This window comes from Candidatus Limnocylindrales bacterium, assembly GCA_035626395.1.
In the GTDB taxonomy this organism is placed as follows: Bacteria; Desulfobacterota; Binatia; order UBA1149; family CAITLU01; genus DASPNH01.
Genome location: DASPNR010000042.1, coordinates 614,735 through 629,387, shown reverse-complemented (window position 1 = coordinate 629,387; position 14,653 = coordinate 614,735). Strand labels below are relative to the sequence as shown.

Sequence of the window (14,653 nt, the reverse complement as noted above, 5' to 3'; positions counted from 1 at the left end):
ATGAAAAGAGCGCTCGGATGGTTGGTCCTGGTCCTGCTCGTGGTCGTTGCCGGCGCCGGCTTCTACGTCTACCGCAACGTGCATGCGATGGACGTGCACGAGCTCAGCGAGGACCTGCACGTGATCATGGGCCTCGGCAGCAACGTCGGCGTGCTGAAGACGCAAGCCGGCGCCGTCGTCGTCGACACCATGACCATGGCGTCCCAGGGCAGGAAGATCCGTGCGCGCGTCGAGGAGCTGACCGGCGGCAAGGCCGTGGCGATCATCAACACGCACTACCATCTCGACCACACGCACGGCAATCCGGGCTTCGAGCCGGGCACGCAGGTGATCGCCACGGCGCGTACGCTGCAGCACCTGCATGACCGCGATGGCGACTACTGGAAGGGCGACGCCGCAAGCCTTCTTCCGGGCAGGACGTTCGAGAAGGAAGAGCTGCTCGACATCGGCGGCAAGAAGATCCGCTGCCTGCATCTGGGGCGCGGCCATACCGACGGCGACCTGGTGGTGATCTTCGAGGACGAGCGCGTCATGCACACCGGGGACCTGTTCTTCCACAACTATTTCCCGAATATCGACCTCGAAGCGGGCGGCTCGATCAAGGAATGGATCGCCACGATCGACCGGCTGCTCGAGCTCGACGTCGATCGCATCATCCCCGGCCATGGGCCGGTGACCGACAAGGAAGGCCTGCGCAAGTTCCAGCGCTTCCTGGTGGAGCTGTGGGAAGTCGGAACCGCCGCCGCACGCGACGGCAAGACGCTCGAGGAAACGGTGCGCAGCACGCGCCTGAAAACGGCGGCGGGCATGGAAGACATCTACGTGCCGTTCCTCATCCGCCTCGATCACGATTTCGTCGTCAGGCGCGCCTGGGAAGAGGCCACGGGCACCGTCCGTGCGACGGCGGCCGCTGCCAGCGGAGCGCGCAGCGGAGAGGCAGTAGCGAGATGAGCGCGACGAGCAACAAGGAAACCGTCCGGCGCTACTTCGACGCCGTCAACGCAGGCGACATCGAAGTCATCAGTTCCCTGCTGGATGAGACGGCGGTGTTCTGGGTGCCGCCGTCGCTCCCGGACGGGGTCGAGTTCCGCGGCAAGACCAACGTGCTCAAGCTCTTCACCGAATCCGTCGGTCTGTACGATGCCAGCGCCGGGCTGGCGGTTGAGATCCTGTCACTGACGGGCGAGGATGACCGCGTCGCGGCCGAGCTCGTCATCCGCGGCCGCTCGGCCGCCAGCGGCGAGGCGTACGAGAACTTCTACCACTTCCTCTTCCGCCTGCGTGACGACCGCATCGTCGCAATCCGCGAGCACCTCGATTCGCTCTACGCCTACCGCAAGCTCTTCGTGCCGGCGGGGATCACCGAGCGCGCGCACTGCAAGTGGCTCCCCGAGCAGTAGCTCACAGCGGCGTGCACGTCGGAGGGCAGGTCCCGCACACCTCGCTTTCCGTGACGGTGGAGCTGCACGAACCCTGCGAGCACGTCGGCTGCATGCATTCCGCAATGCGGATGCAGTCGGGGAAGCAGCTGCCGCAGGTTCCGCAGACACGCTCTCCGCACGGCGCTCCATCCTCCGTGCATGCTGCGTCGATGGTGGTGGTGGGAGCGCTCGTCGTGGTGGTCGTGGGCGCGGGAGCCAGTGCAGCGACCGTCTCGTCGACACACCCGTCGATGCGCTCCCCCTCCTCGCCGACGTCGCCTGGACACGGGCCTTTGGCATCGGCTTTGGCGTAGGCAGCTGCGAACTTTCGGCGCGCATCGTCCAGACACGCCGCATCCGCCGAGAAAGCCGGCGCCGATCTGGCGTAGCAGGCCAGCCTGGCTTCGAGAACACAGGGAGGGGTTTGCGAATCGATGAGCGAGCACCCCGCCTGCGGGTGCACCGCGCCGTGGCCCGGCAGGACGACGGCGATACACGGCGTGGTCGCCTGCACGCTCTGGACGCGCGCGCGAAGGGGCCTTGCACTGACCGCGGCAGGGGCTCAGGCCTGCGTCTCGAGGCTCTGCGTCAGCAGCGCTCCTGCTCGCGTCTCAGCGTGCCATCGGCCGCGAAAGTTCCGAACGGGACGAGCGAGGACAGCAAGAAAAGAGCTGCCCGCGCGAGGCTCCAGCGGCGATCGATCATCGCGTGTGCCAGCGCGACACAGAACAGCACGAAAAGCGCGCCGTGGATGGAGCCGGCGACTCGTACGGCAAGCGGGTATCCGCCGAGGTACTTGAGCGGCATCGCCACGGCGAGCAGCACCAGATACGACCAACCCTCGACGAACGCGACGACGCGCAGGCGCGCGACCGGCGTATCCAGTCTGCTTGCGGGTAGAACGAACAAAGTCATGGCCACAGGCACGTGTACCGAGAATCGGCTCCTGAGCGCATTCGTCAGCGGCGCCGCCGCAGCCGGTGGATGCCCCCGGCCAGCCACAGCAGCGTCGTTGCCACGAGAACCGTCGAGGGAAACGCCGAAGCGATCACGGGCGCTGGCCCGGGCACTGCTGCTCCGAGCGAAGCATCGACCATGATCGAAGCTGCATCCGCCGGCATCCGCAGCTCCATCGCCACCGCCTGCGCCGATGCATCCTCGGCGCCGTGTCCGAACACGACGTACACCTCACCCGCCAGCGGCCGGCCTTTGGGCGAGGCGGCAGCGGCGCCGATGACGACGTCGGCGAAGCCGTCGTTGTTGACGTCGCCGGCGGCAGCCACCGCATTGCCAACTCGGCCATTCTCCGGGCCGCGCAGCGCGATGCCATCGGTGCCGTCCAGAAGGAACAGCTCGATCACGCCTTCGGCCGGACCCTCCTCGGATCCGAATACGACGTAGGCCGCTCCCGAGCCGGGCCCGTTGGGCTCCGCCGCCGGCGCTCCAATCAGCACGTCATCGAAGCCGTCGTTGTTGAAATCGCCGGCGCTCGAAACGGAGGTGCCTGCAAGGTCCATCGCCGAGACGCCGCGAATCAGGAAGCCTTCCTGCGGCCCGAGCGATCCGAGCTGCACGGGGCCGGCCGTGCCCACATCGGCCCCGCCGTAGACGACGAACGCTCCGCCCATGCTCTCGCCGAAGTCGGAAAGCCCGGGCGCGCCCACGATGACGTCGTCGTAGCCGTCGCCGTTGACGTCGCCGGCGCCGGAGACGTCGAAGCCGCTTCGCTGCTCCGCTTCGGCGCCGTCGATGGTGAAGCCGCGCGGCGGCTGCAGATCGAGCAGCGACAGCACGCCGTTCTCGCTGGGCTCGGTGCTGCCGAACACGACGTAGCTCTGGCCCGAACGCGTCTGGTTGGGATCGGCGTAGGAGGTGCCGATGATGATGTCGTCGATGCCGTCTCCGTTGACGTCGCCCGCCGCCGATACCGAGCCGCCGGCCGCGTCGCGCCGTGCCGCGCCGAGCAGACGCAGGCCGGTGCTCTCGTCGATCTCCGACAGATCCATTCCGTCCAGATCGAGGCCTTCCCGTCCGAACAGCAGGTAGGCCTCTCCGCGCTCCTCGGCGTTGGCTGCGTCGACGCCGGGCGCACCGATGAGCAGGTCCTCGAGCCCGTCGGCATTGAAGTCGCCGGCGCCCGATACCGCGATGCCCGCGAAATCCTCGGGCGCATTGCCTTCGACACGAAAGCCGTCGGCCTCGTCGTACGAAGACAGGTCGAGCGCACCGGCACGCGGGAAGGGGCCGCGCAGGAAGAACGCCTCGCCCGGCGGCAGCATCGTCTCTTCGCTTCCCACGCCCCGTGCGCCGATCAGGAGATCGACGCTGCCGTCGCCGTCGGCATCGCCCGTCATCGCGCAGGACAGGCCGAGCCTGTCCTTCGGCCCGCGACCGAGCACGGTGAAGTCGTCGCCGAGATCGACCTTGCGCCGGGCGGTGTGCATGTCGCTGCCGAAGACGACGTAGGCCTTGCCGGTCTGCGACAGGCCGACCGGCATGCGCGCGCCGATCACGATGTCGTCGAACCCGTCGCCATCGACATCGCGTGCCCCGCCCACGCACGAGCCGAGCTGGTCATCCTCGAGCACGCCCTCGAGCACGAAGCCGTCGTTGCCGTTGAGCGCGCCGAGCTCGATCACGCCCGGCTCCGGCTCGATGATCTGGATGGTGACGACCTGCGTGTCGAGCCCGCCGTTGAAATCGTCGACGCGAAACGAGAACCGTCCTGCCTCCCCGGAGACGCCAGGTGCGGGCGTGAAGGTGAAGCGCACCAGCTCCTGCACCGACGGCTGGTCGGCCACCAGCACCGGGTCCCCGTCGAGATCGCGGATGGTTCCGAACGCGGCATTCGGCAGCTCCAGAACCTGCACCCGCAGGTCGTCGCCGTCCGGATCGATGGGCTCCTGGATTCCGAGCAGGACGGGCGCCGAGTCCTGCGGCACCGGCAGCGTCTGGTCGGGACCGGCCTCAGGAAACGAGTTGGTGCCGTCACCGTTGGTGGTGCGGTCCTTGAACTGGAGCACCTCCACGCCCGTCAGCGTATCGGCACCGTCGTCGTCGCCGGGCGCGGGGAGCAAGGGCTCGTCATCGGTAACGATGACCGCGCCGTCCTCGCCGGCATCGAAGCTGTAGTCGGCGAAGTCGCCCTCGAAGACGGCGGTGTCCCTGCCCTCGCCGCCGTCGACGACATCGTCTCCCTCGCCACCGGCCATCAGGTCGTCGCCGGAGCCGGCCTCGAGCTGGTCGCGGCCGATTCCGCCATCCAGGACGTCGCTGCCGGCTGCGGCCAGAAGCGTGTCGTTGCCGGAGGCGCCGCCCAACCGGTCATTGCCTGCAGCGCCGAGCAGATCGTCGTTGCCGGCGCCGCCCCGCATCGTGTCGTCGTCATTGCCGCCGCGAAGCGTGTCGTTGCCTGCGCCGCCGTCGAGCGTGTCGTTGCCGAGGCGGCCGTCGAGCGTGTCGGGTCCGGAGCCGCCTCGCAGGACGTCGTTGCCTTCGTCGCCATCGAGAGCATCGGCGCCGATCGAGCCCGCCAGCACGTCGTCGCCTTCCTCGCCAAACAGCGTGTCGTCGTCCTTGCCGGCGGAGAGGCGGTCGTTGCCGAGGCCGCCCAGCAGACGGTCCAGCCCGCTGCCGCCGTTGATCGTGTCGTCGCCGGCCAGGCCGCGCAGCGTATCGTCACCCGCGCGCCCTCGGATCGTGTCGCTGCCGGCGGTGCCGGAGAGTTTATCGTTCCCTGAAGTCCCTTCGATCTCTGCCATCAATCCCTTTCCCTGGACCGTCCCGCAATGCGATGGACCGCGATGCGCGACGGGGCCGCGTTGCTAAAAGCGAGGCTCCTCCTGCATGTCGCTTCCCGCACCGCTGCCACCACCACCGCCACCTTGCGGCAATGCTCCGAGGAACTCCCACGCCGAGCGCGGGATGCTGGTCACTTCTTCTTCGAACAGGATGGTCTGCGCGCGATAGTTCCTGCCGTAGAACGCGCGCGTGTCATCGCCGTCCACGCCGAGATAGCCGCCCTCGATCGAAACTCCCACGAACAGACCGCGCGAGCGCGCGTAGGAATAGATCTCGGCGTTCATCGCGATGTCGGTCGACGCCGACGTGCTGCGCCCGACGGGGCCGGCGGCCACGCCCGCGTCGCCCGAGAGCTTGATCTTGCTCGAGAGCAGCGAGCGTACGCTGCGCTCGGTCATGAAGAACAGGACGACGTCGGTCGAGGAGGCGCCGAACTGCAGACCGAAGCCCCCGCCGGTCAGCATCACGTGCACCGGCGGGCTCCAATCGGCACGCTCGCTGCGACAGCTCAGGACGCCTTTGCCGTAATGTCCGCCCACGAACCAGGCTGCCTTGACCAGACTCGGGACCACCGCGATGCAGCGGCTGCGCGCGATCAGATCCTCCGGAATCTCACTGTCGGGCGCCACGCGCAGCTCACGAAAGACTTCGGCAGCGCGTCGCGCGCGATGGTCGAGCTCGTTGTTGCGTGCATCCGCGCTGGCCGGCAGCAATGCAGCGGCCAGCACCAGGCCGAGAAGGGAGGTGTTGCAACGGTTCATCGGCTACCTCGTCGGGGAGCGGGATCGACGAATTATATCTGCCGGAAGCACTGCACCGGAAGCCGGAGACTTCGGTTTCCGCGCCGTTTCCGCCGCACAAAAATGTGCCGCACGTCAGCGGCGTGGTCAGCTGGAGGCCGAAAAGATCGTGTCGACCATCTTCAGGAATTCTTCACGCTCACTTGCGCCAGTCCCGGCCAGCTGGCCGTCGATGAAGAGGGAGGCAAGTCCGTGCACCAGCGCCCATGCGCGGACGGCGCGAATCTCGATATCGCCTTCGGGAATGACGCCGGCCTGCTGGCAGGCGCGCAGCGAGTCGCGCAGGCGGTCGTAGGCGGCGCGCGAGGCGGCGTCGAGCGCGGCGTACAAACGCTTGTCGGGGATTTCGGGACCGAACATCACGCGGTAATGCGCCGGGTGATCGATCGCGAAGCGGACGTAGGCAAGACCGTGGCAGCGGAAGCGCTGCACCGGATCGGCCCCTGCCCGCTCGATCTCCTCTTCCGCATGGCGATCGAGCGCCAGGAACCCCTCCTCGGCCACGGCCGCCAGCAGCTCGCGCTTGTCGGTGAAATGCCGATACGGCGCGGCAGGCGAGACGCCCGCGCGTCGCGCCGCGCCCCGCAGCGTCAGCGCGGACGGACCGCCCTCGCCAAGAAGCTCCAAAGCTCCCTGCAGCAGGGCACGTCGCAGATCGCCGTGATGATACGCCATGGGAGAAAAAAGAATGCGGGAGGCACCGGGCTCCTCCCGCACACGATCAAGCGCCAGTGATGGATCCTACCAGTGGAAGTAGCCGCCCACCGTCACCGCATCGACGTTCTCGTCGAGCTCGAACAGCGTGACGGGACCGCCGGGGTTGACCTCATCCTTCAGGTACACGCGCGTCCAGTCGAAGCGCACGCCGATCGGCCAACCGGGAATCTGGTAGGTGAAGCCGGCTCCGAAAGAGAGATCCTGCTCGCCGCCGCCCGAGAAGTCCTGATCGCCGTCCCAGAAATAGCAGCCGACCTTGGCGAAGATCGCGAAGTCACCGAAGGGGAAGCGGGGCATGCCCGAGATGTTGAAGCCGTCGACCTTGCCCTTGGTGCCGGCAAGAGGGGAAGCACCTCCGGGAATCTCGGCCTGGCCGATGTCGAGCCACTCCAACTCCACGGCGAACCAGGGGATGATCTCCCACCACGCATGGACGCGGTACGCGAAGCTCTCGTCGTCGAAGTCGTCCCAAAGGCCGACGCCGAGGCCGCCGCCGAAGTTCAACCGATCCCGAAACGCGAACAGCGGCTCTGCCTCCGTCTTCGTGCTCTCGGTGGTCGTGACGGTCGTGGTGGATTCCTGCGCCTGCGCCGACGCAGCCATGACGGCCACGCACACGGCGAGAATGGCGGCGTAGATACGAACGTGTCGCTTCATGGTCTCCCTCGTCACCGATGCCATCATGGAATGGCCGGTCCTGGTCAGTGTTCGCCAACTTTTATACTGCCGATGGCAGGAAGGCGAGCACCGAGCGCAGATCGTCCGCGAGGACGATGTGGCCTCTTGGCTGTGGGACGGAAGCGGTCCGCGCTCAGGCGCTCGGCCTGGCAGCGGACTTTTTCGCTGCTTTTCTGGCTGCGGGCTTCTTCTTGCTCGCCTTCTTGTTGCCCGCCGGCGCCTTCTTTCGGGCCGGGGCCGCCTTGCGCTTGGAGCCCTTGGATCGGCCGCCGCGCGTGCCCGAAGCGCTCGCGTTGGCCTCCAGATAACGACGCAGCTCACCGACCGCCTTCTCGATCTGAGCGGTGATGTTGGTCAGTCCTTGCAGGACCGTGCGCAGAGCGTTCTCCAGATCGGGCGGAACGCCTGCCTTTCCAGCGCGGGCGCGCAGGTCGTCGCCCATCGAGCGCGCGGCGCGCTCGAGCTCTCGCACCATCTCACGGATCCGGTCGGCTGGTCTGCGTGCTGCCATGGCCTGCCTATACGATCAGCGCGGGGTGGCCTGCAAACGTTTTCTGCACCGTCAGTCGATCAGCTCGACCACATCGCCGGGACGCACGGCACCCGCCGCGACGACGGTCGCATAGACGCCCACGTTCTGCGCCGCATCGGCGACGATCGTGCGCAGGACCTGCGGGTCCTTGGGCAGCCCGGCCTGTGCCTGCGTGGTCATGCTGCAACGTACCGTCGGCATCTGGATGGCGATGCGGGACGATCCGATGCGCAGCTCGCGGCCGCTCCAGGCCGCCTCGACCAAGCCTTCGCCGCTGCCGGCGGCGTCGATGAGGATGTTGGGCCGGAAGCGTCGCCGGTCGAAGTCGGAGCCGGGACGCCTCTGTGCCAGCTCCGCGAGAGTCTGCGTGGTCAGCACGTGCAGTGGGAAGGCATCGAAGTACGTGCCGAGCGGAGAGCTGAACTCGAACAGCTCGGGTGGAAACACCGACAGGTCCGGCAGGGGCTCATCGGCCGTGCGGCCGAAGATGCTGCGCAGCTCCTCCTCCATGTCCTCGTGATCGGGAAGGCCGCGGCGGTAGTGCGTGGCGTCCTCCGGCGGATGCAGCGGATGCAGCGTGACGTCGCGCCCGAGCACGCGCGAGAGCGCCAAATGAACCTCATTCGAATCGGTGCGCAGCCGGCTGCCGTCGGGCAGCTCGATCTCGGCGGGCGGCGAGGATCCAGCGGTCGGCTCCTGGAGATACCTGGCGGCGCACTGCATGAGCATCGGAAGCTTCTTGCCGCCGCGAACCTCGTGCGCGATCTCGTCGCGCACGGCCCACCCTCGATCGCCGGGTATACCGCCGGGCCCCAGCGTGGCAGACGCCAGCTGCTCGCCTGCCATGGACTTGATGGGGTAGCGCCACACTTCCTTGACGGTTCCGATGCGCATGCGCGGCTTGTAGGTCGATCACGGGCGCCAGGCAATGTCGCCGCCGTGCCGTCCGCCACTGTCCGGACCGGAACGCGCAGCGTCGCGGGCGCCGCGCGAATCCCTGCTTTGCTGCCTTCCCTGTCTGCGTCGATCCCAGCTGCCGGTGGGAGCGGGACGGCGATTGCGATAATGGGAACCGGTGAACGAGCTGCCCTTTCATCCCCTCGTGCTGCGCTGGTTCGAGTCGACGTTTCCGTCGGCCACCGCAGTGCAGCGCGCAGGATGGCGAAGCATCGCCGCCGGCACCGATACGCTGATCGCGGCTCCGACCGGATCGGGCAAGACGCTGGCTGCCTTCCTGTGGTCGCTCAACGAGCTGGTCGAGGAGGCCTGCAGCGGCAACCTCGCCGACCGTGTCCACACCGTCTACGTCTCTCCGCTGAAGGCGCTCGGCAACGACATCGAAAAGAACCTGGCGATGCCGCTGGCCGGCATCCGCGAGCTGGCCGAGGCGCAGGCGGTCGCGCTCAGCGAGATCCGAACCGCCGTGCGCACCGGCGACACGCCGGCCAAGGACCGAGCGATGCACCTGCGGCGCCCGCCGCACATCCTCATCACGACGCCCGAATCGCTCTACATCCTGCTGACCGCCGAGCGCAGCCGCGCGATCCTGTCGCAGGCAAGGCGCGTCATCGTCGACGAGATCCATGCGTCCGCCGAAGACAAGCGCGGCCTTCATCTGGCCCTGTCGCTGGAGCGGCTGGACGCGGCGGCCGGCATGCCCCTGCAGCGCATCGGGCTGTCCGCCACGCAAAAGCCGATCGACGAGGTCGCACGGCTTCTGGTCGGATCCGGCCGCCTCGATGACAACGGTGATGCGCGCTGCACGATCGTGGACACCGGCCACCGCCGTCCTCTCGATCTGCGCATCGAGATCCCCGATTACGAGATCGGGCCGGTGGCCAGCCACGAGATGCAGGCGGCCAACTACGACCGCATCGCCGAGCTGGCGCGCGAGCACCGCTCGGTGCTGGTCTTCGTCAACACGCGGCGCATGGTCGAGCGCGTGGCGCATGCGCTGACCGAGCGCCTCGGCAAGGACAAGGTGGCGGCTCATCACGGCAGCCTGTCGCGTCAGACGCGCCTGGCCGCCGAGCAGGGGCTGAAGTCGGGCGTGATTCCGGTGGTCGTGGCAACGGCGTCGCTCGAGCTCGGCATCGACGTCGGTCACGTCGATCTGGTCTGCCAGCTCGGCACCTCGCGCTCGCTCGCGCAGTTCCTGCAGCGCGTCGGGCGCTCCGGCCACTGGCTCGGCGCCGTACCCAAGGGCATCCTGTTTCCGCTGACGCGCGACGAGCTGGTGCAGTGCGCAGCCACCGTGCGCTCGATCTACGCCGGCGAGCTGGACATGCTGCAGATCCCGCGGCCCGCGCGTGACGTGCTCGCGCAGCAGATCGTGGCCATCGTCGCCTCCGGAGAGATCGGCGTCGAGGACCTGTTCGCGCTCGTGCGCCGTGCCTATCCGTACCGCAGCTTCGCCCGCGAGGATTTCGACGCGATCATCGAGATGCTCTCCGAAGGCGTCTCCGACAGGCGCGGCAGGCGCGGAGCGCACCTGCACTTCGACCGCGTCAACGGGATGCTGCGCCCGCGTCGTGGCGCGCGCCTGACCGCCATCACTTCGGGCGGCGCCATCCCCGACACCGCCGACTACGACGTGATCCTCGAGCCGGAAGGGACCTTTCTCGGCAAGGTCAACGAGGATTTCGCCATCGAGAGCCTCTCCGGCGACATCTTCCAGCTCGGCAACCACTCCTGGAAGATCCGCCGCGTCGAGTTCGGCCGCGTGCGCGTCGAGGACGCCGGCCTGCAGCCACCGACCATTCCGTTCTGGCTCGGCGAAGGCCCTGGCCGCACGCGCGAGCTGTCCGAGTCGGTGTCGGACCTGCGGCGCGAGGTGGCCGCGCGCCGGCATGCTCCCGCCGAAGCGATCCGGTGGCTCGTCTCCGAGACGCGAGTCTCGCCGGAAGCGGCTGCGCAGATCCTGGCCTACATCAACGACACCATGAACGTTCTCGGCGTCGTCCCCACCAGCGACACCATCGTTGCCGAGCGCTTCTTCGACGAGGCCGGCGGCATGCAGCTCGTGCTGCATGCGCCGCTGGGCATGCGCATCAATCGCGCCTTCGGCCTGGCGCTGCGCAAGCGCTTCTGCGTCACCTTCGATTTCGAGTTGCAGGCCGCCGCCACCGACGACGGCATCGTGCTCTCGCTCGGCGAGCAGCACAGCTTCCCGCTGGCCTCGGTTTTCTCGTTCGTGCGGCCGCAGACGTTCCGCGAGGATCTGGTTCAGGCGGCGTGCCAGTCGCCGATGTTCGTCAACCGCTGGCGATGGAATGCAAGCCGCGCCCTGGTGCTGCTGCGTCACCGCGGCGGCAAGAAGATCCCGCTGGCCATCCAGCGCATGCAGTCCGAGGATCTGCTCGCCGCGGTCTTTCCCGACCAGGTCGGCTGTCAGGACAACCGCACGGGGCCCATCGAGCTGCCCGCGCACCCGCTCGTCGACGAGACCATCGACGACTGCCTCCACGAAGCCATGGACAGCGACGGGCTGGCGCGGGTTCTCGAGGACATCGATGCCGGTCGGATCCGGACCGTGGCCGTGGAGACGGCCGCGCCCTCGCCGATGTCGCACGAGCTGCTCGGCGCCAACCCCTACGCCTATCTCGACGATGCACCGCTGGAAGAGCGGCGTGCACGCGCCGTCAGCCTGCGCCGCACGGATGCCGCGGGCGCCGGCGAGCTGGGCGTGCTCGATGCAGCCGCCATCGAGGAGGTACGGCGGCAGGCCTGGCCCGAAGTGCGCGATGCCGAGGAGGCGCACGATGCCCTGCTGACGCTGGTGCTGCTGCCGGTCCGCGACGGCGAGCCATGGCAGGACTTCCTGCAGACGCTGCTCGAGCAGCGCCGCGCCACGCACGTGACGATCGACGGCCGCGCCGCCGCCTACGTGGCGACCGAGCGCGTGTGCATCGCACGCGCCCTCTTCCCTGGCGCACGCTTCGAGCCGCAGGTGCCCGAGGTGACCGCGCCGCCGCGGCTGCTCTCTCGATGCGGCGGCACGCTCGACCAGGAGGCGGCGTCGCTGGAGGTCGTGCGCGGGTGGATCGACAGCGTCGGGCCGACGACGGCTCAGGCGCTGGCCGCACGCATCGGCTTGCCGCCGCTGCGCGTGGAGGCCGCGCTCGCAATGCTCGAATCGCGCGGGTCGGTGCTGCAGGGACGCTTCACTGCCGAGGCCGGCGGCGAGATCGAATGGTGCGAGCGCGGGCTGCTCGCGCGCATCCACCGCCTGACGCTCGGGCGGCTGCGTCGCGAGATCGAGCCGGTCAGCACGACCGATTTCATGCGCTTCCTGCTGCGCTGGCAGCACGTGGCCGACGGCACCCAGCTGCATGGCCGCGAAGGCGTGCGCAGCGTGATCGCGCAGCTGCAGGGCCTCGAGCTTCCCGGGCCGGCCTGGGAGCGCGACGTCCTGCCGGCGCGCATCCGCGACTACGACGGCAACGATCTGGAGCACCTGTGCCTGGCGGGCGAAGTGGCGTGGGGACGCCTGTCCCCTTCCCTTCCCGACGAGGAAGAACCGGCGGCGTCATCGAAGCGGCGGCGGCCGCGCGTGCCGACGCGCTCGGCGCCGATCGCATTCGCGCTGCGCTCGGATCTTCCCGAGCTGCTCGCGCCGCTGCCCCAGGAGGGCATACCCGCGCATGCGCTCTCCGACAACGCGCATGCCGTGCTTTCGTACCTGCAGACGCGCGGAGCCTCCTTTCTGGCCGAGATCGCGCGGGGCACCGGCAAGCTCGCCACCGAGGTCGAGGACGCGCTCTGGGAGCTGGTGGCTGCAGCACTGGTCACCGGCGACGGTGTGGCGGGCCTGCGCGCGCTGCTGCGCGCCGATGACGCGCGAAAGCCTCGTCGCCCGTCTGCAGCTGCGCTGCGAGCAGTGGGCGGCCGCGCCGTGCGCCGCGGCATGCCCGTAGGCCGCTGGGCGCTGCTGCGCAGCGAGCCGCTGCCGGTGCTGCCCGATGAAGAAGCCGATGCCATCACCGCCACGCGCCTGCTGCATCGTTACGGCGTGGTGTTCCGCGACGTCGTGCTGCGCGAGCGCTACCTGCCGCCGTGGCGCCGCATCCTGTGGGCGCTGCGGCGCATGGAGGCGCGGGGAGTCGTGCGCGGCGGCCGCTTCGTTTCGGGCGGCTTCGTCGGCGAGCAGTTCGCGCTGCCCCATGCCGTCGAAGCATTGCGCGAGGTGCGCCGGAACGACGGCAGCGAAGAGATCGCCATCGTCTCGGCGGCCGATCCGCTCAACCTCGTCGGGATCCTGACGCCCGGTGGTCGCGTCTCGCCGTACACGCGCGACGTCATTGCCTACCGCGGCGGTGCGCCGATCGAGATCGGCGAGCTCGGCGAGGTCCGAAGCCGTCTGCAAAGGTTCGGGTATGTGGCGCCGCTGAAGGGACGGCGCCGCTGAAGACCGGCGCCACGCCGGAAACCGGTGCTGCAGAAGTGGCGCAACCAATGACCGGAGATCCAAGCGGCGCCACTGACCGGACGGGCGCGACGCATACCGAGGCGCCGCTCGATGCAAAGGAGGGAGATCGATGGCGAAGAAGGCCGACTGGTACTACCACCGCAACGGTTGAACGACCTGCGTCAAAGCGTCCAAGTTCATGGACGCCAATGGCATCGAGCCGAAGGAGACCGTCTCCGCTTCACGCAGGCTGGCACGGAAGGATGCGGCCGAGCTGGCGCGCGAGGCGAGCAGGGTGATCGTGGCCAAGGGCAAGAACGTGCGCGAGTTCACCGGAAGCGCCAAGAGCGCCGCCGAGTGCATCGAGGCGATGCTCGGACCGACCGGCAACCTGCGTGCGCCCACGCTCAAGGTCGGCAAGACCATCCTGGTCGGCTTCGACCAGGGTGCGTACGAACGGACGCTGCTGTGAGACGATGAGCAGCGCCGCCTGGCCATCATGCTTGGAGCGGCTGCGGTGACTCGATGAAGATCCAGGATGCGAATCGACTGCTCGAGCCCGGTTATTGCGACATGGAATCCGGCTATGCGCGCCTCGCCGACGGCCAGCTCTACGTCGCGTGCTGGACGCTGATGCCGCATTGCAACGGCGCGATGGTGGACTGGTGGTTCGGCTACCTCAGCACCACCGAGCAGTACAAGTGGTGGCACCCGCGCGACCACGTATGGTGCGAGTGGATCGGCGAGCGCGGCACGGGGCGCTACATCGGCGGCACGCACAACGTGCACGAGTACATCGGCGGGGACCTTGCCAGGCTGAAGGTGAACTTCCGCGATCCAGGTGACTATCTCGACGTTGCGCGTTTCGAGGCGGCAGGCATCAGCGCTGCCGTCTGCGCGCGCGTGGGCCCGCTGGATTCTGCGGTCTACGCGGGACACCTGATGCACGTCTGTCGAGACACCGACTACGGCTGCGAGATGCGCAGCCGCTTCTGGCTCGGCGACTTCGAACCGCCGATGACCGCTGACTACCGGACGCTCCAGCAGGTGTTCTCGGACAGCATGGGCGAAGGGCTCCTCAAGCACTGCCACGAGGAGATGACGTACCTGGCGGGCTTCCTGCCCGGCCTCTACGCTCGCGAAACCGGCATTTCGAATTGACGAGAGCCGCGACGCCGGCAGGCGATGCGGTTCGTCGCCCGCCATGCTGTCCGTGTTGCCGGGGAGGTGGCGAGAAAGAGAAAGGGCGGTGAGTTCGGCCTCACCGCCCTTTCCGGTTTCAAGCTGCAGTGGTCAG

The 14,653-nt window shown here is 68.3% G+C and carries 12 protein-coding genes and 1 pseudogene; 5 read left to right on the top strand and 8 right to left on the bottom strand.

The features are described from left to right. On the top strand, positions 1-951 hold the full coding sequence (locus tag VEC57_18375) for an MBL fold metallo-hydrolase (protein ID HYC01107.1): 951 nt from the start codon (positions 1-3) through the stop codon (positions 949-951). Further along, entirely contained in the window at positions 948-1,400 is a 453-nt protein-coding gene (locus VEC57_18370) for a nuclear transport factor 2 family protein (GenBank protein ID HYC01106.1), read from the top strand. Before VEC57_18375 ends, VEC57_18370 begins: the two co-directional genes overlap by 4 nt. A gap of 1 nt (position 1,401) precedes the next feature. Here the strand turns inward: VEC57_18370 and VEC57_18365 are convergent, their stop codons facing one another. From VEC57_18365 to VEC57_18330, 8 genes are all read right to left on the bottom strand, one after another. Further along, positions 1,402-1,935: a hypothetical protein gene (locus VEC57_18365; protein ID HYC01105.1), complete on the bottom strand. Its 534-nt coding sequence runs from the start codon at positions 1,933-1,935 to the stop codon at positions 1,402-1,404. 74 nt (positions 1,936-2,009) lie between these two features. After that, a complete protein-coding gene (locus tag VEC57_18360) occupies positions 2,010-2,336 on the bottom strand; it encodes a DUF3817 domain-containing protein (GenBank protein ID HYC01104.1) in 327 nt (108 codons plus the stop codon). A gap of 44 nt (positions 2,337-2,380) precedes the next feature. Further along, a complete protein-coding gene (locus VEC57_18355; GenBank protein HYC01103.1) occupies positions 2,381-5,182 on the bottom strand; it encodes a hypothetical protein in 2,802 nt (933 codons plus the stop codon). Between the two features lie 63 nt (positions 5,183-5,245). Further along, a complete protein-coding gene (locus tag VEC57_18350) occupies positions 5,246-5,983 on the bottom strand; it encodes a lipid-binding SYLF domain-containing protein (GenBank protein ID HYC01102.1) in 738 nt (245 codons plus the stop codon). A gap of 126 nt (positions 5,984-6,109) precedes the next feature. Further along, positions 6,110-6,697 carry a TetR/AcrR family transcriptional regulator gene (locus VEC57_18345; GenBank protein ID HYC01101.1) on the bottom strand — a complete coding sequence of 196 codons (588 nt, stop codon included), beginning with the start codon at positions 6,695-6,697 and terminating at the stop codon, positions 6,110-6,112. A 66-nt stretch (positions 6,698-6,763) separates the two neighbouring features. Further along, entirely contained in the window at positions 6,764-7,396 is a 633-nt protein-coding gene (locus VEC57_18340; GenBank protein HYC01100.1) for a hypothetical protein, read from the bottom strand. A 154-nt stretch (positions 7,397-7,550) separates the two neighbouring features. Next, on the bottom strand, positions 7,551-7,928 hold the full coding sequence (locus VEC57_18335; protein ID HYC01099.1) for a hypothetical protein: 378 nt from the start codon (positions 7,926-7,928) through the stop codon (positions 7,551-7,553). Between the two features lie 51 nt (positions 7,929-7,979). Then, positions 7,980-8,843: an MOSC domain-containing protein gene (locus tag VEC57_18330; protein HYC01098.1), complete on the bottom strand. Its 864-nt coding sequence runs from the start codon at positions 8,841-8,843 to the stop codon at positions 7,980-7,982. Positions 8,844-9,024: 181 nt separating this feature from the next. Between VEC57_18330 and VEC57_18325 the strand changes: the two genes are divergently transcribed. From VEC57_18325 to VEC57_18315, 3 genes and pseudogenes are all read left to right on the top strand, one after another. Then, positions 9,025-13,356, top strand: coding sequence for a DEAD/DEAH box helicase (locus VEC57_18325; GenBank protein ID HYC01097.1), 4,332 nt, complete (start codon positions 9,025-9,027; stop codon positions 13,354-13,356). A gap of 184 nt (positions 13,357-13,540) precedes the next feature. Beyond that, positions 13,541-13,828: pseudogene (locus tag VEC57_18320) on the top strand (hypothetical protein). 53 nt (positions 13,829-13,881) lie between these two features. After that, entirely contained in the window at positions 13,882-14,517 is a 636-nt protein-coding gene (locus tag VEC57_18315) for a hypothetical protein (protein ID HYC01096.1), read from the top strand. The last annotated feature ends 136 nt before the right edge of the window (positions 14,518-14,653 follow it).